The 20,996-nt window shown below is 67.7% G+C and carries 14 protein-coding genes and 1 pseudogene; 6 read left to right on the top strand and 9 right to left on the bottom strand.

Translation table 11 applies throughout. The annotated features are described in order from the left end of the window. Positions 1-395: 395 nt before the first annotated feature. The 3 genes and pseudogenes from ACYUD3_RS08345 (at position 396) to ACYUD3_RS08335 (ending at position 4,481) form a co-directional block, all read left to right on the top strand. On the top strand, positions 396-947 hold the full coding sequence (locus ACYUD3_RS08345; protein WP_470965994.1) for a MobC family plasmid mobilization relaxosome protein: 552 nt from the start codon (positions 396-398) through the stop codon (positions 945-947). A gap of 5 nt (positions 948-952) precedes the next feature. Continuing rightward, positions 953-2,647: pseudogene (locus ACYUD3_RS08340) on the top strand (relaxase/mobilization nuclease domain-containing protein); the annotation flags it as partial. Positions 2,648-3,623: 976 nt separating this feature from the next. Beyond that, complete coding sequence (locus ACYUD3_RS08335; protein WP_470965992.1) at positions 3,624-4,481, top strand: hypothetical protein; 858 nt, start codon at positions 3,624-3,626, stop codon at positions 4,479-4,481. Here the strand turns inward: ACYUD3_RS08335 and ACYUD3_RS08330 are convergent. From ACYUD3_RS08330 to ACYUD3_RS08315, 4 genes are all read right to left on the bottom strand, one after another. Next, positions 4,469-5,326 carry an aldo/keto reductase gene (locus ACYUD3_RS08330; protein WP_470965990.1) on the bottom strand — a complete coding sequence of 286 codons (858 nt, stop codon included), beginning with the start codon at positions 5,324-5,326 and terminating at the stop codon, positions 4,469-4,471. The two genes, ACYUD3_RS08335 and ACYUD3_RS08330, sit on opposite strands and share 13 nt — an antisense overlap. Then, positions 5,260-6,456, bottom strand: a complete 1,197-nt coding sequence (locus ACYUD3_RS08325) for a JmjC domain-containing protein (protein ID WP_470965986.1) — start codon at positions 6,454-6,456, stop codon at positions 5,260-5,262. The genes ACYUD3_RS08330 and ACYUD3_RS08325 overlap by 67 nt, the downstream gene beginning before the upstream one ends. Positions 6,457-6,544: 88 nt before the next feature. Further along, positions 6,545-6,712, bottom strand: coding sequence for a hypothetical protein (locus ACYUD3_RS08320; RefSeq protein ID WP_203732901.1), 168 nt, complete (start codon positions 6,710-6,712; stop codon positions 6,545-6,547). Positions 6,713-7,242: 530 nt separating this feature from the next. Further along, the gene (locus ACYUD3_RS08315; protein ID WP_470965983.1) at positions 7,243-7,734 is read right to left on the bottom strand and encodes an ATP-binding protein; all 492 of its coding nucleotides are present in this window, start codon (positions 7,732-7,734) and stop codon (positions 7,243-7,245) included. Positions 7,735-7,990: 256 nt separating this feature from the next. Between ACYUD3_RS08315 and ACYUD3_RS08310 the strand changes: the two genes are divergently transcribed. Next, positions 7,991-9,334, top strand: a complete 1,344-nt coding sequence (locus ACYUD3_RS08310; RefSeq protein WP_470965981.1) for a transcriptional regulator — start codon at positions 7,991-7,993, stop codon at positions 9,332-9,334. Between the two features lie 89 nt (positions 9,335-9,423). After that, a complete protein-coding gene (locus ACYUD3_RS08305; RefSeq protein WP_470965978.1) occupies positions 9,424-10,599 on the top strand; it encodes a serine hydrolase domain-containing protein in 1,176 nt (391 codons plus the stop codon). Positions 10,600-10,801: 202 nt separating this feature from the next. On the opposite strand, the gene ACYUD3_RS08300 is transcribed toward ACYUD3_RS08305, so the two are convergent. From ACYUD3_RS08300 to ACYUD3_RS08285, 4 genes are read right to left on the bottom strand one after another with little or no spacing between them, the layout of a single operon-like run. After that, positions 10,802-11,011, bottom strand: coding sequence for a helix-turn-helix transcriptional regulator (locus ACYUD3_RS08300; RefSeq protein ID WP_470965975.1), 210 nt, complete (start codon positions 11,009-11,011; stop codon positions 10,802-10,804). A gap of 5 nt (positions 11,012-11,016) precedes the next feature. After that, positions 11,017-14,130, bottom strand: a complete 3,114-nt coding sequence (locus ACYUD3_RS08295) for a type I restriction endonuclease subunit R (RefSeq protein ID WP_470965972.1) — start codon at positions 14,128-14,130, stop codon at positions 11,017-11,019. Then, positions 14,127-15,344 carry a restriction endonuclease subunit S gene (locus tag ACYUD3_RS08290; RefSeq protein WP_470965970.1) on the bottom strand — a complete coding sequence of 406 codons (1,218 nt, stop codon included), beginning with the start codon at positions 15,342-15,344 and terminating at the stop codon, positions 14,127-14,129. Before ACYUD3_RS08290 ends, ACYUD3_RS08295 begins: the two co-directional genes overlap by 4 nt. Beyond that, complete coding sequence (locus tag ACYUD3_RS08285; RefSeq protein ID WP_470965967.1) at positions 15,341-17,287, bottom strand: type I restriction-modification system subunit M; 1,947 nt, start codon at positions 17,285-17,287, stop codon at positions 15,341-15,343. The genes ACYUD3_RS08290 and ACYUD3_RS08285 overlap by 4 nt, the downstream gene beginning before the upstream one ends. Before the next feature lie 673 nt (positions 17,288-17,960). Between ACYUD3_RS08285 and ACYUD3_RS08280 the strand changes: the two genes are divergently transcribed. Then, complete coding sequence (locus ACYUD3_RS08280; RefSeq protein WP_470965965.1) at positions 17,961-18,854, top strand: phosphorothioated DNA-binding restriction endonuclease; 894 nt, start codon at positions 17,961-17,963, stop codon at positions 18,852-18,854. 172 nt (positions 18,855-19,026) lie between these two features. Here ACYUD3_RS08280 and ACYUD3_RS08275 read toward each other — a convergent pair whose 3' ends face one another. Next, the gene (locus ACYUD3_RS08275; RefSeq protein WP_470965962.1) at positions 19,027-20,967 is read right to left on the bottom strand and encodes a copper resistance CopC/CopD family protein; all 1,941 of its coding nucleotides are present in this window, start codon (positions 20,965-20,967) and stop codon (positions 19,027-19,029) included. Positions 20,968-20,996: the final 29 nt, after the last annotated feature.

Genomic DNA, 20,996 nt, shown 5'->3' with positions numbered 1-20,996 from the left:
CAAGACCCGCAAAGAAACCAACCTCTAACTGGCGGTGGGGGGCGGGACGGTTGGGAGAACCCCTGGCCCCCCCGCCACCAGCAACCCCCTGTCCACGAACCGCAGCACCGCCAAACCGCTGGCCGCCCGGACCATCCCACCCGTACGCCCCGGACAGCGCAGGGGTGCCCACAGCCCCACGCGCCCCACGCGCCCCACGCGCCCCAACAGGAGACAATGCAGTGAAGAAGAGGTCGCACCTCGGCGAGAACAACGCCGAAGGTCCGGATCAGCCATCGAAGTCCGTTGACCTGAAGGCCCTTTGGCGCCGGGCATTTGGTAAAGGGGCTCTTGGCGGAGCCAGTAGTACCCCGAGTCCGACTCAAGGCCGGATTCGGGGGGTCACCGCCCCAGGGGTGGCGGAGACGGCCCAGCGCCAGGGGGCGCCGGACCGGGAGGCCGGAGGCGAGGGCGGCCCTGCCCCGGACACGCTCCACACCGTCCAGCGCGAGACCCTGCGCCCTGATCGTGCCGCCGAGACTGCCATCGGCGAGCCCGCCGTGAAGAGCACACAGCCCACGATCCGCCACTTCACCGGCAACAAGCGCACCGTCCGCGTCGGCCCGATGCGCTTCACCGGTGACGAGCACGCAGGTCTCCAAGAGGCTGCCGCCGAGCATGGCTACAAAGGCGATTCCGGCTTCGCCGCCGACGTCGTCCCCGCCTTCGTCGCTGGCCGGTTCACCGCCAACCTGCCGCTGTCCGAGGACCGCCGCCGCACGCACCACTTCCGCGCCCAGGTCCTGCGCCAGCTCAACCGGATCGGCGTCAATGTCAACCAGATCGCCCGCGCCCTCAACAGTGACCGCACCCCGCCCGACGTACGTGAGCGCCTCAACGAGCTGCACCACCTGCTCTCCCTGATCGCCGAAGCCCTGCGCGAGCCCGCCGACCCGACGGAGGTCTGACCGAAATGATCGCCGCCATCAAACCGGCCGGATCCAACACCCGCGGGCTGCTCGCCTACCTCTATGGCCGCGGAACCCACGACGAACACCTCGATCCACACATCGTCGCCGCCTTCGCGATGCTCGCCATGCCCGACCTCGGCCGCAACGAGATGGCCACCCTGACCGGACTCGGCCACTACCTGAATGAGCCCGTCCGACTACGCAACAGCGAGTTCGGCAAGCCGGTCACCGACCACGTCTGGCACTGCCCTGTCCGCGCCGCCCCCGAGGACCGCCATCTCTCCGACGCCGAGTGGGGCGAGATCGCCCAGCGCATCGTGGCCGCCGCCGGCATCTCGCCCGAAGGCGACGACCTGGCCTGCCGCTGGATCGCCGTACGCCACGCGGACGACCACATCCACATCCTCGCCACCACCGTCCGCGAAGACGGCCGTCGCCCCAAACTCCACGACAGCGGCATACGCGTCGGCGACGAGTGCCGCGAGATCGAGAAGGACTACGGGCTGCGCCAACTCAAGAAGGGCGACCGCACCGGCACCCGACGCCCCACCCAGGCCGAGATGCACAAAGCCGAACGCCTCGGCTGGGAGCAGACCAGCCAACAGTGGCTCGAAGACCGCATCCGCGCCGCAATCCCTCATGTCACCGACGCCGAGGAACTGCTCGCCTACCTCGAAGCCGACGACGTCCTGGTCAAGCCCAAGCGCGGGCCATCCGGCGATCTCCTCGGCTATGCCGTCGGCCGCCCCGGCGACCTCAACAAGGACGGCGAGCAGATCTACAAGCCAGGTGGGAAGGTCGCCCCCGACCTCTCTCTGCCCAAGCTGAAGACGCGCCTGGAAACCAGCCAGCCGGAGGAACACCCCACCGCCCGCCGCAACCGGCCCACAACCCCCTGGCACCAGGCCACCAACGCCCTAGACACTCTCCATAGCGAGCTCGCCGACACCGGCACTGGTGACGAAAGCGGAGACGCGCGGGCCCAGGCTCACATCACGGCCCTTGGCGAACTGATGGAAGCCACCGCGCAGAAGGCCCCAGCGGATCTACGCGTCGAACTCCAGGCCGCGTCCAAGGCGTTCGCCCGAGCCCAGCGCTCTCAGATCCGAGCCGAAGACCGCGCCGCCGACACCGTACGCATCGCCGCCCGCGACATCGTCAGCACCGCCACCGGCCCCGAAGACAGCGCCCTCGCAGCTCTCGTCGCAGCCCTCGTCTGGGCGACCATCGTCGCCGGACGCTGGCACGAGGCGAAGCACCACGCCCACCAGGCCGACGCCGCCCGCCAGGCCGTCCAGCACCTCCAGGCCGCCTCCGACCACGCCCTCGCCCCCACACTCGCAGAACTGGAACGCCGCCAGCCGAAACAAGAGGCCCGCCGCACTCTGGCCAGCAACGTCCGCGCAGCCGTCCCCGACCACGCCGAGCGGATCCTCACCGACGCCAGCTGGCCCGCACTCGCCACGGTCCTCGCCGACGCCGAGGCCGACGGTCACCAACCCCACCAGCTTCTCAAGGAGGCCGGCGCGCAGCGCGAACTGGCCACCGCCCGCCAGCCTGCCCGCGTCCTGATCACCCGTATCCAACACACCAGCCGCAACCCCGTACCCAACCGCCGCGCTGAAGCCGCCCGCCGACGCTCGACCACCGGGACATGGCCTTCGGGAAGCTCGACCCCTCACCGCAGCAGGCCAGCCCTGCCGCCGCTCCAGGACGGAACAGCCGCCCCCGGCGGCAGTAGCCCGACTGTGGCCGAGTGGGCTCCAGACTGGTCACGGAGTCCACTCGGTCGCGTACGACCGTTCCGCTCTCGTCGGCCGTCAGATCTGTTCAGGGCGGCACCACGGCCGATCGGGAGCGAACTCTGCCTGAGCTTTCCGCTGCCCGAGGCTACGGTTTCGGCCATGCGGGAGGTGGAGTACGAGAGCTACGGCTGTCCTCTGGAGGACTACCAGCTCACCCGAGCCGATCACCGACAGCAGAAGCAGTGGGAGGACATAAGACGTTGCGTGGAGAAACAGGCCGCTGAAGAGTGGGCCAAAGAGCGGGCAGACCCTGTGCTCGCAGCAGGTCGCCGTGCCGTCGTAGTCAAGGTGCTGGAGATGCTGCATAGCTGCCCGACTCCTGAGCGCGACATCATGCGGTGGCGCGTGCGGCTGTATTGCGGCCACATCGTCGAGACTCGGCGGCATCGTGAGAATGGCAAGCCCACGCTGCACGGCTCGTCGTCAATGAAGTGCCCGAAGTGCGGGAGGGACCCATCAGGAATCGTGGCCTTCGAGCCCATCGGGCTGGCCGGTCAACCGCCCTCTCCTCCGAAGCCAGCGGCTTCTCCGCCTCCAAAGAAGCCGACCCGTGCCGAGCTTGAACGACGTGTAGCCGCGCTGGAGAGGGAGAACGAGCGTCTCCGCTCACAGGGGAGCAAGGGGTAACCTCCCGGCCATCCAGCAGAGTTGCCAACCCATACCGGGGTCGGTGAGTCACCTCAGCGTGGCGTCGAGATGCTCCTGCACCGGCTCGAAGAGCCTGTACGGCACGTAGCCGGGGATATCGGCGAGGGCCACCCACGCGAACTCGGCCAACTCGTCGGTGTTCGTCGCCTCGCCCGCGAAGCCACTCCCTGTTGGCCGAGATGAACGTGGGGCGGATTGTCCCGGTGCTACGGTCGCGCGTATGACGCTCTCGGCATCAACAACTCGTGCCGTCGACCTGCGGGTTGAACCCGTGGAAGAGATCCTTGGTCACGTGGAGAGGTCGCTTCAGACGCGCCTGGAGCGGGACACGGTGGTGCGCAAGCGCCGCTCGGTCGGGGCGCGGACGGGTCGTGACACATGGGTGCGTATCGAGAGGCGCGGGCTCGACAGGATCGGCGTCCAGGGGTGGAACGGCACCGAATGCGCCGCGCGTCTGGAGGGCATCGCCCAGCCCGAGTGGCAGGGGTCTGTGGTCTGGCGCGACCGGGACGAGCCGGTGATGTGGCGGGCCGACGAGACCGAGCTCCTGCCGGGAACGCCGATCGGCACTGCCGTACTGAGCGATGACCCGAAGCTGTCCGATGAGTGGTGGCAGGCGTTCAACACCTCGATGGACAGGCTCGCGGCTCAGGACACGAGGCGTATCGCCACGCCGGACACCATCACCATCACACAGGCCCTCGTCACCGAGTCCATCCGTAGTGTCTTCTCCGACGACTTCGACACGACCGTCGAGCTGTGGGTGCCGGCCCACGCGGACCTGAACTGGGCCAACATGACCGCGCCGGCGTTCCGCCTCTTCGATTGGGAGGACTGGGGGAACGCGCCACAGGGGCTGGACTCCGCGTCGCTGTGGAGCAGTTCCCTTGCCGTCCCGGCTCTGGCGGATCGCGTACGGCTGGAGCGGCGCCGTGATTTCGAGAGCCGGGACGGCAAGCTGATGACACTGTTCGTCTGCTCGAAGATCCTCGGGCCGGACGCACACCCGCAGGACCCTCGGCTGGAGCCCGCCCGCCGCCTGGCGGAGCAGATCGTCACGGAACTTCAGACGGGCTGACCATTCGACCGGGCTCGAAGGAGATTCCGGTACTGGTGGATCGCCCTCTCGTCGACCCCGCTCGCCAAGGCACCAAGGAGTTCGCCCAGGTGGGCAGGTTCGTCGGTGCCCACAGCGACCGTGCCGACCTGTGGGAGCCGGTAGGCCGCCCGGAACGCGGCCTGTGGCCGGGAGAACCCGGCGCCGTCCCGGAGGAAGACGCGGGGGTCGAACCTGCTCCACACCGGGGCACTGGTGCTGCCTCCGAAGGGGCTCATGCCCCACACCCTGTCGTCGCTCAGGCCCCACGCCGCGGTGATGGCGTCGGCGGCATCGAGCGTGCCGATGCCGACGAGCAGGCCGGCGCGGACCATGAGGACGGCCGGTACCGGCATGGTCGCGTCGATCAGGCCCGGCAGCGGTGACGGGTCCCAGGACGCGATGCCCCAGGCGCCGCACAGTCCCTTCGCCGCGGCACCGTCGAGGACGGTGCATGCCTGGGCCAGCAGGTCCCGGCGGTGAGGGGCGGCCTCTCGAAGCGAGTGTTCCGGGTTGTGCAGGAACACCAGGTCCGGCTCCCGGCCAAGGTCCCGGCACGCTTCTTCCACGGCCTCGTACAGCCGAACGGGATCCAGGGAGTGTTCCGCCCTGTCGGGTCCCGGGAAATAGCCCACCTTCGTGGAGAGCGTGAACTTCGGCAGCAGATCGCTGGCGATGTCCGCCAGGACCTCGTGTGAGCGGAAACCGAGGTAGTTGGCGCTGGTGTCGATCGCCGTGACATCGAGGTCCAACGCTCCGGTCAGGAGACGGCGTTCGTGACGAGACCGGTGTAGCCCGAGGACAACTCCGGGGTCAGTACCGCGCACAGCTCCTCCTCCACCAGGATCTCGGCCACCTCCGCCACTTCGGCCCCGACGACGGCCGCCGCCTGCTCCAGCGGAACGGGCCTGCCGCTCAACAGCAGCCGCAACGCCGGCACGGCCTTGGCCGCGAGGGTGATCTTCTTCCCCGAGGCCACGACCTCGACGGTCTCGCCGTTCTCCCGGATCCGGGGAGGGAAGTGCGTCGTGCACACGACGGCGTCGAGCGGCCCCAGGATGTCGAGGAACGGCACGTGCCGTGGGAGTGTCGTCGCCTGCTCGTACGCGGCCAGGAACTCGGCCGGAGACCGCTCGCCGATCAGTCGCGTGGCCGCCTCGGCCAGGGCCTGGGTGCCGCTCCCCTGCACGCGATCCAGGTCGTGCCGGAAGATCTCGTGCTCTCGGGACCAGTCCGCCAGCCACGCGAGCCAACTCGCTCCCGTGCGCTGGGTGATCCCGAACGTGACGTGCAGGCTATTGCCCGATCCGTGGCCGTTGCGGGTCGCCTGGTGCCAGTGGCCACGGGGAATGTGCATCACATCGCCGGTCCTCATCACACCGGCCCAGACGATCTCCTCGCTCGGGGTGGTGTTGGGATCAGAGTCCCGGTACATGGGAACCTTGCGGGAGGTTCCGCGTACCTCCCACTCCTTCTCACCCGCGAGCTGGATGATCAGCACATCGTGATCGTCCCAGTGCAGGGGAAAGCCGGACGCGTCGTTCGTCGTCAGGTACGCGTTGACCTGCACCCGCTCGTGTGACCACCACTGCAACGCTCGGCAGGTGACCTCCATAGTCGGGTCGAAGACGTTGGCCTGATCGAGGATGAGCGTCGCGCCTTCCCCGAGGAGCCTGCCCAGACTGCGCATGTTGACCATGGGGATGCTCTGACCCCGGGGACTGACGGTGTCGGTGTAGTAGATGGCCGGGTGGACTTCCTCGCCCTTCTGGAAGCACCGGAACTGCGGGCGGTTCAGGCTCCTGCGCATCGCGATGTCGAGCAGGCGGTTCGGGGTCAGAACGCGGGAGACGAGGGCAGGGTCGTCCATGCTCCCGCGTACGAAGCCCTTGCCGAGCTCGTCCACTCCGCTCCATCCGAGCGCCGCCTCGATGGCGCTGATCAACTGGTGTTCCATCACTGCCTCCTCATGAGTTCGACCACGCGACGCGGACGCGGATACGGCGGGGGCCGCACGACGGACCGTGCAGCCCCCGCCGCCGGTGCTACTCGGTGTCGGTCAGGTTGCCGTCACCACCCGGCCACGGGGCATCGCCGGAGCTGCCCTGGTTGTCGGACCGGAGGCTGTCGTACCTGTCGTGGACGGCGGTCAGTTCCTCAACCGCGACCAGGAGGCCACTCGGGGCCGGCGGCGGCGTGATGTGTGGTGCCACCTCGTGCTCTTTCCTCTTCGGTTCTCCCGCCGGGGCCCCGGCGGGAAGTCTGTTCGGATCGCGGAGACCGCGGTGATGCCTGATGCGCCGTGGGAGAAGCGCACCGAGAGCCGCCCCCACGGCCGCAGGGAACGGAGGCGCAGGGGCGGCGGTCAGGGGGGTGGTGCGGTGGGCCGCAGTCTTGTGCCGACGGCCCGAGTCCACCTATCTCAGCCAGTGGGTCACGGGCGGGGCACTCGTGTCCTGGCGCATGTTGGCTTCCAGGACTCGTTGATCCAGCGCGTACAAGCACGCGCGACAGGAGTACAGCGCCGCGTGCATGCCGCTGGAGAGGGCGGGGCCGATCCACGTCACCTCGACGTCGTGGCGTCCGCACCAAAGCCAGCAGTCTCCGCGTGGCTCCCACTCGTGGCGGTCCCACAGCGCGTACTCGGTCGGCTCGCCTGTGACCGGGTCGATGTCCCGACGCGTCGGACGGAACACCTCATCGGCATCGGGCAGTGGGGAAGGGCGCAACATGTGACGTCCCATCAGGTGACCGCCAGGGCGAGCGGCTCGGGCACGGTTCCAGCATCAGGGATCGGCCGGATGGTGAAGAACCGGCGTAGGACGGCGGCCCGAACGGCGGGCGCCAGCTTCGGGATCACGAGCTGAGCCCATACACGCTTCCCGTGCCCGACGGGCTCCCACCCCGACCGCACCGCAAGGAAGTCGACCAAGGCCACACCCCGCCCGCTCTCGTCCTCCGCCTGCGCGCAACGCGAGGTCGGGGCACCAGGATTGCCGTCATGCACCTCGATCACCAGACTGCCCGGTCGGTGGTAAAGAACCACGGTGACCGGCCCCTCTCCGTGGACCACGCTGTTGGTGATGAGCTCGGAGGCGACGAGTCGGATCGTGTCAGCCGTCTCGTCATCCAGGGGAACGCCCCACGCACGCACCTGGTCAACGACCGCGCGCCGGGCGGGAGATACCTCTCCCTCAGTGCCCGCGAGAACGATACGAGTGACGAGCGTGGGCATGGGAACGCCTCCGAAGCGGATGGGGGGGAGCGGCTCCGTCCCCGACGGGAGCGGGGACGAAACCGCCGATCTGGGCAGGCGTACAAGAGGCTGCCGTGCTGTGCGAAGACCTCTTGAGCGGCTGATACTCAGTCAACGGCCAGAGCGTGCCGACGCGGAACGTTTCTGGGGGGTTTCTCCGGGGGACGACCCTCCACACGAGCACACGGCAAGTAGCCTCTGTACCACGCTCTGAGGGGATGACGGGAGTGATGACGTGCCCGGTGAGCCGCTAGCAGTCCACCCGTTGGCCTTCGTCCGCCAGTCGCACGCATGGGGGAAGGCCGAATTCGCTCGACTCATGCAGGCGCACGGGAAATTGCTCGGAATCCCACTGGCGACCAACCGGACGACCGTATGGAAGTGGGAGCAGGGGCAGGAGCCTGACGCGGATGCTCAGCGCGTGCTCGCGGACCTCCTGCGTGTTCCATACGGGTTGGTGCGGGCCGACGGGTGGCCACGGTGGCTTCCCGTCTGGGAGATGACCGGGCTCACCGCTCCCTGGAACGAGGCCGGTACCGTTGAGGCATTGGCCGATCTCGTGGGGAGTGGCCGCTTGGACCGTCGAGGCTTTCTCACCATCACCGGCGCCGCCCTGACGGGGCTCGCGGCGAGTTGGGTCGAGGCCCCCTCCGCCTTCGCCGCGGCGCTCAACGGAGACCGCGTCACGGACACGATGGTCTCAACGATCGAGCAGCGCATCAGCACACTCCGTACACTCGACGACCAACTCGGAGGCGCGCGGCTCCTGGAACAGGCGCGCGGCGACCTCGCCCTGATCACCGGTCTCCTGAGCGCCGGCCGATACACAGGCGGGATCCACACACGTCTGTACGCGCTGGCGGCCCGGGTGTCGCACCTGACCGGGTGGATGGCCTACGACGCAGGGCTGCGGTCCGCGGGCCAGCGGTACTACGTCGGAGCCCTGCGCAGCGCCCGTACCGCTGGAGACGACGCCTTCGGGGCCTTCGTACTGGCGGAGATGGGGGTCCACGTCTCCGAGGCCGGACGGACCGCCGAGCGGGTCGATCTCATCTCGACCGCCATCGACAACGCTCCTCGCACGCTGTCGCCCTACACGCAGTCCTTCCTCTACCTGCACAAGGCCGAAGCACTGTCCCGCGACGGCGATCACCAGCGGGCCGGCACAGCCCTGAACCGTGCCGGTCTCCTCTGGGAGCGCCACACGGTGGAGGAAAACCCTGACTGGCTCGACTGGTTCGGCGAGGCGCAACTGAAGTCGACCGAGGGCAAGGTCCTGCTGCGCTCGGGCCAGGTGGAGCGCGCGACGAGGTCGTTGGAGACATCCGTCGAGAAGGCCGCGCCCCGGGACAAGGCCGTACGGTCCAGCCGTCTGGCCGAGGCCCGCCTCGCCGGAAACGACCTGGACGGAGCCCTCGACGCCGCGAACTACGGCGCCGGACTGCTCGAAGACAAGGTCAGCTCCGTTCGAGCCCTGGACCGCCTGAAGGAATTCTCCGAGCAGCTCCAACCGCACAGGTCCGTCCCCGCTGTCCGTGAGTTCCGTGAGCGTCTTCAGGCGCTGCCTGTCGCTGCCTGACCGGTACCGGCTTGGGCACCGGGAGCGAGGAGACCGTGCTGGGGATGCAGGATCCCGGGCCCAGGAGCCGAAATGCCAGGATGGGCGGCATGACGACGATCAACGGTGTGGTCGCGGCCGGGTTCGAGCCGGTGCGCGAAGCGTTCGCGGCGAACTTCGCCCGACACGGGGACATCGGCGCGGCCGTGTGCGTCTACCAGGACGGTCGGCCGGTGGTGGACCTGTGGGGTGGGACAGCCGACCCTGACACCGGTCGGCCGTGGACGCGGGACACACTGCAACTGGTCTACTCGGCGACCAAGGGAGCCACGGCAACCGCAGCGCATCTGCTGGCCCAGCGCGGCGCGCTGGACCTGGACGCCCCGGTGGCCACGTACTGGCCGGAGTTCACCGCGAACGGCAAGGCGGACATCCCGGTGCGCTGGTTGTTGTCCCATCAGGCCGGCGTGGTCGCGTTGGACCAACCGGTCCCTCTGGCCGAGGCGTTGGCCTGGCAGCCCATCGTGGCCGCGCTGGCCGCTCAACGCCCACAGTGGACGCCGGGCACCGCGCACGGGTATCACGGCCGGACCTGGGGCTGGCTGGTCGGTGAGGTGATCCGCCGGGTGTCCGGGCGCACGCCGGGCCGTTTCTTCGCCGACGAGATCGCCGCCCCGCTGGGACTGGACTTCTTCATCGGACTGCCGGCGAGCGAACGTGACCGGGTCAGCCGGATGGTGTACCAGCAGCCCGAGGTCGACCTCACCACCGTACCGCCGGAGGAGATCCCCCCGGAGCTCCGCGAACTGGTCGCCGCCTGGCGCGACCCGAACTCGTTCAGCAACAGGGCATTCCAGGTCACCGACCCAGCCGAGATCGACTTCAACTCACCCGAGGTCCAGGCCGCGGAACTCCCGGCCTCCAACGGCATCGGCACCGCGCGCGGACTCGCGCGCATGTACGCCGCTCTGATCGGCAAGGTGGACGGCGTACGCCTGCTCGATCCGGGGATCCTCGCATCGGCGACCAAGGAGCAGGCCGGCGGTGCGGACCAGGTGATGGTGGTGCCCAGCCGGTTCAGCTCCGGATACATGTTGCCCACCGAGGCCAACCCCATGGCCGGCCCGAACTCCTTCGGCCACACCGGCCGCGGCGGCTCCCTCGGCTTCGCCGACCCGGAGCACGGCATCGCCTTCGGCTACGCGATGAACCACATCATCGGCGGTCCCGACGATGTGCGTGCGACGTCGCTGGTGGACGCGGTGCGAAGGTCGCTGGCGTGTTGACTTACGCCACCGGTCCCTTGCTCGACTTGACCACCATTTCACTACACGACAGCCGCAATCCCGGGGGAGCACCAAATGCCGGACTCCGCTCGCAAGGGACATCGTCAACGCCATGACCCGTCCCTTTGCAGCCGTTGGAGCGACCCTACCGAAGAGCTCCGACAACGACGATGCTCGGACATGCTCGCGCTGGCCCGCATGATCAGTCGTCGTCCCTGAGCTCGAGCTTCAGGCCGAGGGCACGAGCGACCTTGGCGATGGTCGCGGTCGTGACGTCATTGTTCGCCTCGACGCGCGCGATGGTCGGGCGCGACACCCCTGCCTTCTCGCCGAGCTCCCCCTGCGACCACCCCTGCTTCTTGCGGACCTCGCGGATGATGTCACCGAGGCTCGCCTCGGACTCCTCGTTCATGCGCCTTACCCCTCAGCCTCGGAGCCCGAGTCCGGGCCGGAGCTGTGCTGGGCGTGGAGGGCGTCCGCCGCAATGTTGGCGATCTGCCCGATGAACGCCGGATCGGTCAAGTACGACTGAATCTCCTTCGACTCGGCCACCGTCTTCAGGACCGCGAGCCCGACGGCACCGCTGAAGCCCTCAGACGCCTTGAGCTGGGCGACGGTGTTGTTCTTTGCCATCGCCACCGCCTCCTCGTTCGCGTCGAGGAAGCCCCAGAAGGTCGTGATGAACCCGGAGACGCTCTCGGGGCTGACGTCGACACCCTTGGCCTTGAACATCTCGTTGACCTTGTCTATGGCCTCGTCAAGCGGGCCGCGCTTCGGCGCAGCGCTGCCCATGTGCTCGCCGTCGAAGATCGGGAGCTTGATGCCCTCGCCGCTCCCCTCACTCAGCGAGTGGTCCTCGTTGATGGCGGAGGGCACGAGCTTGACCCCGGAGAGCTGCACGCCCTCGAGGAAGCTGTCGTCGTAGTCGTTGCCGTCGGTATGAAGGTTGCGGCCGAGCAGCGTCGCCAGGATCGCGCGACGGTGAAGCTCAGGGTCCTGGTAGTTGACGATCTGGCTGAGGAACTGCCAGGCGTTGCGATACCCGAGTACATCGGCCCGGAAAGACTCCAGAGACTCCTTCTTCACCTTGTCCTTCGAGAGCACAGCCTGACGCCACTGGCCACTCCACCGGTTCTTGATCGGAGACAGGGCCTTGGCGATCGCCTCGCCGCCTGCGTCCTCGAGGAAGGCATCGGCGACGGCGTCCATCTCTTCGTGGGTGTAGAGCCCAGCCGTGTCGAGCCGCTCTCCCAGCGTGATCAGCACATTGGGATCGACGTCGCCGTCGACGTGCGCGTCGGAGTAGTAGAGCTTGAAGTCCGCTTGAACGCTCGCCGGGGTGTTGCGGAAGTCGACGACCATCGGCGCGGTCTTGCCGGGGTAGATCCGGTTCAGCCGGGAGAGGGTCTGTACGGTGGCGACGCCGGAGAGCTTCTTGTCGACGTACATCGCCATGAGGCGCGGCTCGTCGAAGCCGGTCTGGAACTTGTTCGCGACGATGAGGACGCGGTAGACGCCCTCCTCGCGGAACGCCCTGCCTACGTCGCTCACGCCGTTCACCGACACCTCGGTGACGCTCTCGCCGTCCTCATCGGTGAGTGACCCCGAGAACGCGGCCAGCGTGTGCAGGTCGTAGCCCTTTTCGGCGATGTACGCGTCCATCTTCCGCGACCAGCTCAGCGCCTCCATGCGCGTGCTCGTCACGACCATGGCGCGCGCCTGGCCGCTGAGCATGTGGATGACGTTGCGCTGGAAGTGCTCGACGACGACCCGCACCTTCTGTGCGATCGCGGTCGGGTGGAGCCTCGCGTAGCGGACGATGCTTGAGACCGCCTCGCCGGTGTTGACCTGGATCTCGCTCTCGGAATCCTCACCCTCGAGCGTGCTCTTCACGCGGAGGAACATGTCGTAGGTCGAGTAGTTCGTTAGCACGTCGAGGATGAAGCCCTCCTCAATCGCCTGGGCCATCGTGTATGTATCGAAAGCCTCCCAGCGGTCCTCGCGCTGGGTGCCGAACAGACGCAGCGTCTTCGCCTTTGGGGTCGCAGTCAGGGCGATGAAGGTGATGTTGCTCGACGCGGCGATGGCCGAGTCCTTGGCCATGAGGAGGTCGTCAGCGCCGATGTCGTCCTCTCCTACATCCAGCTCGACGTCGGCGAGCAGCTCTTTGAGCTGACGCGAGGCGGAGCCCGACTGCGAGGAGTGCGCCTCGTCCGCGACCACGGCCCAGCGTCGGCCGCGCAGTTCCTGGGTGTCCTCGATGAGCTTCATGACCTCGGGGAACGTCTGCAGGGTGCAGGTGATGATGTGGTCGCCCTCGAGCAGCGCCTTCTTCAACTGCGGCGACTTGGCGCCGGACTTCTCGCCGACCGCGACGACGAGCCCCTTGCTTGACTGCACCAGGTTCATGTCGTCGCGGATGTTTTCGTCGAGGACCGTGCGGTCGGTGACGACGATGACCGAGTCGAACGTCGACTTCGAGTTGGTGCTCATGTGACGGATCAGGCGGTGGCTGAGCCAGGCGATCGTCTTGGTCTTGCCCGAGCCAGCCGAGTGCCAGATTAGGTAGCGCTTGCCGGTCCCGTTCGCCTCAATGTCCGCGACGACGCGCTCGACGGCGCGCAGCTGGTGGAATCGCGGGAAGACGAGGCGATCCTCATCTTTCTTGCCGGACTTGCCGGGCTCGAAGAGCGCAAAGTCCTTCAGGATCCGCATGAAGGTCGGGCGCGCGAGGATCTCGCGCCACAGGTAGTTCGTCGACGAGCCGGTGCCCGAGGGCGGGTTGCCCTCGTGGCCGTCGTTGCCTTGGTTGAAGGGCAGGAAGACGGTGTCCCCGCCCTGGAGCTTGGTCGTCATGTAGACGAGGTCGTTGGAGACTGCGAAGTGGACGAGGACGCGCCCGGGCGCGAGCAGCGGGCGGCTCCTCCCCGGCTTGCGGTCCTCCTTGTACTGGCGAATCGCGTGGTTAACGGTCTGCGTGTTGTCGGTCTTGAGCTCCATGGTGACGACCGGCAGGCCGTTGGCGAGGAGCACGACGTCGATGCTCTCGTTGGTCTTCGTGTCGAAGCGCACCTGGCGCAGGACCCGCAGTCGGACCGACTCGGCCGCCTCTACGACCTCGGTCAGGTTCGGGTTCGCTGGTGGGAAAGCCATCATTGGGCCGAACTTCGCCGTGGGGCGGCCGATCTGCGCGTAGGAGAAGCCCTTGCGTAGCACGCCAAGCAGACCGCCGACCGGGTGCCCGGTCGTTGGGTCCATCCTTGTAGCCTTGGCGAGCTCCTTGATGATGTGCTCGAGAAGCTTCCGCTCGGCGTCGGCCTTCTGCCCGTCGACCAGGTCGCCGGGGACGGCCTTCTCGTACTCGTCCGGGTACTGGGTGCTCAGCCAATGGAGCACGTCGGCCGGCGCGATCGCAAGGCCGACATCCCAGCCCGTCGACTTCCCGTCGTCCTCGTACAGCCAGCCGCGCCCGGCCAGCTCGGCGCAGATGTTCTCCTCGAACTCGCGCTCCATCAGCTGTGCGTGGCTCATGCGACTTCCTTCCGTCCGGTGACGACGTCGAGCAGGAACGCGGAAGACCGCTCCACGAGGAGGTCTCGAAGGCTGGCGATCTTCGACAGCATGCCGTCAATGCGACCCGTCACCTCGTCGAGATGGTCCGCGATGCGTTGCTGCTCGTCCATGGGAGGCAGCGGCAGGGGCATCATGTCGAGTGCGGTCTTCGTGACTCGCTGGGCGTTGGGGCGGACTCCTGTGCCGATGGCTCCGAAGTAGTCGACATATCGGGGACTGCGAAGAAGGTGGTGCACGTAGCGCGGGTGGAATCGCGGCGAGATCCAGAACGCCTTGTAGTCAGGGCTGATGTAACCGGTGAGCGACGAAACGCCGAGCCCGCCGTGATTCAGCCACATCATGTTGGCGGCGAGCTGGTTCGGCCTCACTACCCTGTACTTCGCCACATCCAGGGATGCCTGTTGACCATCCATCCGCGTGTTCAGCTCGACTCCCCGGTACTCGGAGATCGAGAGAAGGGGCCCTGGCGGGTTCTCGCCGTTCCGCTCGGTGCTCTCGGTGAAGTCGTAGCCGAACTTCGTGCGGTCCCAGTGCTCAGGCGTCCCGGACAGCGGAGACTGCGCATCTTCGCCTCGGCGCGAGTCCTCCTCGGAGAGACCGAACAGCGCAGCCGTGTCGATTGCCCGTGCACGCAGTGCGTCGGTCAGCTCATCGAGCTTCGCGATCATGTCATCGGCCTCGTCGAGCCGGGCCGCGAGCTCGCGCTGGACTTCCAACGGCGGCAAGGGGACGCGAATGCGTGACATCCGAGTGAAGTTGGTGGACCACAGGTCGTCAACGATGCCCGTGCCCCAACGGAAGAACTCGTCCTGGAACGCGATGCTGCGGAACAGATGATGGCCGTACTCCGGAACCAGGAGTTCCGGCCTCGGCGTCATGACGGAGTAAACGACAGAGACGCTGCCGTCCTGGTGGGCCAGCCCAGAAGCCCCGCGCCGGTCGGATCGCGAGTTGATGACCAGGTCTCCGGTGCGCACTAGCTTCCGATCACCTTCGGTCTGCGACTTGGCGACGCCAGCGAGCTGGGGCGTGACACCCCGCTTCCCGACCGACAGCGCGGAGAACTCCGTCTCACCGACTTTCTCGTTCCGCTCTACGACGATGGATCCGACCGGAGCCATGACGAAGGCGGAGCTCTCAAGCAGCGACTCGTGGACCGCTTGATCGGTCACTGGTCGCTCACCAGCTTGAACATGTCAGCAAGTTCACCCATGAGGCGCTGCACCTCGGAGTCGATCACGTCGAGCGGTTTCGGTGCCCGCGGCGTGTAAAAAATCCTCGTAATCGGGATCTCGTTGCCGTACTTCGCCTTGCTCTCGTCCCACTGGGCGTCAGGAGAGAACTTGACGACCTCGCGCTCCATGTGCTCTGTCAGGTCCTCGCTGAGTGGCACGCGCTCTGTGATCTTCCATCCGCTCGAGGTGACCGCGTTGCCCTTCCGGTCGACAGCTGGCTGCGCTGAGTCGTCCGGCACGGCCATCGCCTTCATCACGGCGTCCACTAGGCCGAGCGGAGCCTTCAGCCCAGCTGCCTTCGCAGCCTGTGGGAAGGCCCTGGGCAGATCGTTCCAGCTCGTACCGTCGAGCGATTCGAGCACCGCGGCGTACTCGTCCGTGAAGTCCTTCCGTTCACGCAGCGCCTCGACCGCCTCTCCGCTGAAACGGGCAGCCAGACGCGCCTGCTTATAGACGGGAACGTCCCGAAACTTGAAATCGTCCGGAGTCATTACGCGGGAGATCTCAGGATCTGCGTGGTCGAAGGCCTTGTACGCCTCGAGCACCGGGTCCCGGTCTGCGGCACGCATCTCCCGGCGCTTCTCGCCCATGGGCCTGCGCAGCAGAGCCGATTGGCCCGATCCATCGATCAGTTGGATCTTTCCCTTGCGCTCCGGGTCCTTGTTCGTGTCGAGGATCCAGACATAGGTCGGGATGCCGGTGCCGTAGAACATGCTGGCCGGTAGGGCGATGATGGCGTCAATGAGGTCCTCGTCGAGGAGCCACTCACGGATCGCCGTCGGCCCCTTGTCGCCGTTGAAGAGTGGGGCCGCGTTGGAGACGACCGCGGCGCGTCCGCCCTGGCCGTTCTTGCCGGCCGGACTGAGCTTCGACGCGCAGTGCGCCAGGAAAAGCATCTGCCCGTCGCTGATGCTGGGGAGGCCATGGCTGAAGCGAGAGCCGGGCGTCTTCGCCTGGCCCCGCACGACCTTCTCCTCGACCTCCCAGTCGATGCCGAACGGAGGATTCGAGAGCACGTAGTCGAAGGTCTGCCCCTCGTAGAGGTCCTCGACGAGGGTGTTGCCCTGCTTAATCGCGTCCGGGCGGCCGCCCTGGATGAGCAGGTCCGCCTTGCCGAGGGCGAACGCGGAGGGCATGAGCTCCTGGCCGTAGAGCGTAACGTCGATCGATTCGTTCATGCGCCGCAGCGCTTCCTGGGCAATGAGCAGCATGCCGCCGGAGCCGGCCGTCGGGTCGTAGATCGAACGCGCCGTGTTCTCTCTCGCGAGGGTGTCGTCGTCGTTCGCGATCAGGACGTCGACCATCAGCTTGATGGCGTCTCGCGGAGTGTAGAAGTTACCGGCGGCCTTGCCCTTCTTGTTGAAAGCGCGGTACATGACGTCCTCGAAGACGTCGCCCATGCCCGTGTTGCTCAGGCTGCTCGGGCTGAGGTCGAGCGTGGAGAAATGCTTGACGACGGCGTGGAGACGATTGGCGTCGGCAAGTACCTTCGCGCGCCGATTGAAGTCGAAGGAGACCCAAATGTCGGCAATGTTGTTCGAGAACCCGTCGATATAGCTCTTGAGGGACTTCTCCACGTTGTCGTCGACCGACGCGATCGTGGCGAGGTCGAGCGCCGAGACGTTGTAGAAGCCCAGCCCGAACCGGTCCTTGACCGCGATGTCGATAAGGTGCTGAGGCATCCCGCCGAGCGCGTCGACGTACTTGATCACCCCGTCCTTGGTGCCGGCGAGCATGCACTCCAGACGCCGGAGCACCGTGAACGGCAGGATGTAGTCGCCATAGTCCTCCTCGTCGACGATGTTGCGCAGGTACTTGTCCGCGGTGTCCCAGACAATCCGCGCTGTCGTCTTCCTGGATGCCTCTGCCGACTCGGCCATGCGTGCTCGTTCCCGATCGTCCCAGTACTGCTCTGTATCAAAGACTTTACATCGATCCCTGTATTAGGAACGTGACATTTTGGCTCTCGTCCGAGGCGATCGGACCGTACCGGCGATGCGCTCCGAAGCCGGCCGCCTGTCCAGGGCACAGGAACGGCACCAAACGGTGCCGCGTGCGCATGCTCGAGCCGAGCCGCTCAGAGCCGAGTCACGCCCCTCTCCCCAGTACTGGATCAAGACCGGCGGGGGCGGGGTCCGGAGGAGCCCCCGCCGGGGCACCTGAGCGGCCGAAAGCCACGCCGGCGGGCGGAGGGCGATCCACTGCCGGATCAGCCGCCAGGCCGATGCCAGTAGGGGCTGCCCAGGGTGCCGGAGGGTTGCATTTTGGGTTGCATTCAGCACCGTGCGCGGGGGTTCGAGTAGGCCGATTGGCACCATCCCACGGCAGGTCAGGACGCTCACGCACACCGACGGACCCTCAGACGAACATTTGGAAAGCGTGTTGGGGGCAGCCCCTCACGGGTTCGAATCTCGTATCCTCCGCCAATGCCTCCGCGCTCTGCGTGATCACCGCGCCGAGCCGGACTCTCAGCCCACTGCCGGGAACCCCCGCAGTCCCGGAAGGGACGGTCGGGCTCGGTGGGCGGCTCGAGGGGTCGTTACGATCGCCCCCATGGACTGGCTGGAGCGGGTCGCGAATCTTCGGCAGTGGGTCAAGGGGGATGTGCGGGCGCCGCATAAGCCGTTGTTGTTGCTTTATGCGTTGGGGCGGTTTCGGGGGGAGCAGGGGGAGTTGCGGTACAGCTCTGTCGAGGGGGAGTTGAAGCGGCTGCTCGGTGAGTATGGGCCCGGGCATGCCACTACTCCCGCTTATCCCTTTCACCATCTCGTGAGCGACGGGGTGTGGGAGGTGCGCAGCGAGCTGGGGGAGGGGAGTCCTGGGAACGGGGCCGGGGTGCTCAAGTCGGCTGGTGCGGTGGGGCGGTTGGTGCCGGAACTGCAAGAGGACTTGCGGCGGGAGCCCGAACTCCTCGACCGGATGGTGCGGTTGCTGCTCGATCTGCACTTTCCGCCGTCCCTGCACGAGGAGTTGTGCGACGCGATCGGAGTCGACCCGGAGGGCGTCGGCTATCAGCGGTACGAGCGGCGGTACGTGCACGCGACCGTACTGCGGCAGCAACGCGACCCCCGTATGCGGGAGTTGGTGCTCAGCGCGTACGCGTACCGGTGCGCCTTCTGCGGATACGACGGCACGCTCGGGTCGCGGCCGGTCGGGCTTGAGGCCGCGCATGTGCGGTGGTGGGCGTTCCAGGGACCCGATGTCGTGGAGAACGGTCTGTGCCTGTGCGCGCTGCACCACAAGCTGTTCGACAAAGGGGTGTTGGGGATCGACGGGGAGTACCGGGTGGCGGTGTCGGGCCGGTTCGCCGGGGCCAGTCCCGCCGCACACGCCCAGGTGTACGACCTCGCCGGGCGCGCCGTCGGCGAGCCGCGGCCAGGTGTACGGAAGGTCGCGGCGGCGCACCGGGAATGGCACGCCGCCCAAGTGTTCCGAAAGGCCGGCTGAAGGAAGGTCGGCTGAAGGAAGGCCAACCGAAGCAAGTCCAGCTGGAACAACGCCTGTTGAAGCAACGCCCGTTGGGGTAAAGCCCGTTGAAGCAACGCCGCCAAATCGACGTCCGCCAGAACAACGTCCGCCGAAGCAAGGGGCCCGAAGCATCGCCGCCCCACCCCACCCCTCACCGACTGATCTTGACCTTCTCCTCCACACTCACCTGATCGATCTCCGTCACCCGCACCGTCACCCGCATCGTCCACTCCCCCGCGATAGGCAAGTTGACCGAGTCCGCCGCCCAATACCCGCCCCGGTCAACCACCTTGGCGTCCAGCGGACCGATGTCCTGGCTGTCGAGGCTGAACGTCACCCGGAGTTCGGGGACCGTCGAGAAGCCGCCGTCCGCCGCATAGACCACCGCCTCAAGGGAGTTGGGGCCGACCCGCCCGGGATCGAGGGTGATCTGGACCTTGCCCTGCGCCTTCACGCCGGGCGCGTCCACGGTGAACGGAACCTGCGTCACCGAGGCCGTCTGCACGGAGACCTCCCCACCCGACGCCGCCGCCTCCGCCTCGGCCCGGCCGGGAAGGGTGCCGGTGAGGACGGTGGTGATGACCAGGACGACGACGGATACGACGACCTCCAGGAGGACCGAGCGGCGAAGGGCCTTGCGGTGGGCGTCCTCGGCGGGGGTGGACCGCTCCTTGACCGAGGCCCCCGATCCGCCGACCGCCCCGCCCGAAGCCCCAGAATCACCAACCGCCCCTGCCCCACCCGGAGTTCCGGTTCCCCCAGCCACCCCGCGCTCCAACTCCCCGCCCCCAACACCCCGTTCAGAAACTCCCCCCGCCCCAACGCCTCGTTCGGAAATCCCCCCCGCCGCGACAACCCCCACCGACACCGAAACCTCCTCGCGCCGCTCCTCCACCACCTCGGCCACCTTCCCTTCCGCCCGCTCCAGCCCCTTCACGATCCCTCTCGACCACGCCCCCACCACCAACAGCACAGCCACAGCCACGAGTTTGGCCAGCAGAACACGGCCGTACGCGGAGCCGGTGAGCGCCGACAGCGAGCCGAGTCCGCGCCAGGACTGGTAGACGCCGGTGACGATCAGGACGGTCACGCAGCCGGCCGCGAGCCGGGAGAAGCGGGTCGCTACGGCAACGGGTACCGGCGCCCCCCGGTTCAGCAGCGTCACCAGCGCCGTGAGCCCGCCCAGCCACACGGCCATGGACAGCAGATGCAGCACCGCCGACGTCATCGCCACCGGCACCTGGATCCCGGCCGAGGCGTGCTCGGCGCCGGCCCAGGTGAGGGCGAGGGCGAGGACCAGCACGGCGCCGATCCCGAGCGTCGTCCGCTGCGACAGCCGCTTCTGCCACAGCAGCGCCGCGACCGCCGCGAGCAGCAACAGCCGGGCGATCAGGGCGAGTCCGGGGCGGGTGGTGAGGGTGCGTTGCAGGGACGACGGGTCGAGGACGCCGCCGAGTCCGGTGCCGGTCTCGTACGGGCCGCGCAGGAACAGCAGCAGGACGGTCGTCCCGGCGAGGGTCCAGGCGCCGGTGCGCATCGGGCGGCGCAAGGTGCGGTTGTCCGGGGGGCGGCACACCGCGATGAACACCGCCGTGCCGACGAGCAGCGCGACGGCCGCGTAGGCCGCGTAACGGGTCAGGTTGTAGAGGCTGTTGGTCGTCGGGTTCTCGACCGGGCCGGCGGAGACGGGTACGAGGGTCGCCGACGGGGCGCCGATGGAGAAGGTGAAGGCACCGGAGACGGGGTGGCTGTCGGCGGAGACGACCCGCCAGGCGACGGTGAAGGTGCCCTCGCCGACGCCGCCGGGCAGCGGCACCCGCACGGCGTCCGAACGGCCCGGCACGTGCGCCGCCTTCCCCGTCCTGACCCGCTTGTTCTCCGGGCTGAGCACCCGGATCGAGTCGTCGAGGAGGCCCACGGACTCGGTGAACGTCAGGGTGACCTCGCGGGGGGCCGTTTTCACGACGGTCCCGTCGGCGGGGCTGGTCCCGCTCAGCGCGGCGTGCGCGGAGGCGGGGCCCGCGCCCCCGAAGAGGAGCAGCGCGAGAACGCCGCCCAGCAACAACAGAGCCCGCCTGTACCCGTACCGCACGCGTCACCCCTCACCGCTGGCCTTCTCAT

This window comes from Streptomyces sp. AMJ-169 (assembly GCF_055597585.1).
Note: the sequence above shows the minus strand (reverse complement) of the source record. Positions and strands in the feature narration are given on the sequence as shown.

Excerpts from the sequence above, each read along its gene's own strand:
- ACYUD3_RS08335 (WP_470965992.1), top strand. The coding sequence starts at position 3,624 with ATGACGCTCTCGGCATCAACAACTCGTGCCGTCGACCTGCGGGTTGAA.
- ACYUD3_RS08325 (WP_470965986.1), bottom strand. The coding sequence starts at position 6,456 with ATGGAACACCAGTTGATCAGCGCCATCGAGGCGGCGCTCGGATGGAGC.
- ACYUD3_RS08315 (WP_470965983.1), bottom strand. The coding sequence starts at position 7,734 with ATGCCCACGCTCGTCACTCGTATCGTTCTCGCGGGCACTGAGGGAGAG.
- ACYUD3_RS08305 (WP_470965978.1), top strand. The coding sequence starts at position 9,424 with ATGACGACGATCAACGGTGTGGTCGCGGCCGGGTTCGAGCCGGTGCGC.
- ACYUD3_RS08300 (WP_470965975.1), bottom strand. The coding sequence starts at position 11,011 with ATGAACGAGGAGTCCGAGGCGAGCCTCGGTGACATCATCCGCGAGGTC.
- ACYUD3_RS08295 (WP_470965972.1), bottom strand. The coding sequence starts at position 14,130 with ATGAGCCACGCACAGCTGATGGAGCGCGAGTTCGAGGAGAACATCTGC.
- ACYUD3_RS08285 (WP_470965967.1), bottom strand. The coding sequence starts at position 17,287 with ATGGCCGAGTCGGCAGAGGCATCCAGGAAGACGACAGCGCGGATTGTC.
- ACYUD3_RS08280 (WP_470965965.1), top strand. The coding sequence starts at position 17,961 with ATGGACTGGCTGGAGCGGGTCGCGAATCTTCGGCAGTGGGTCAAGGGG.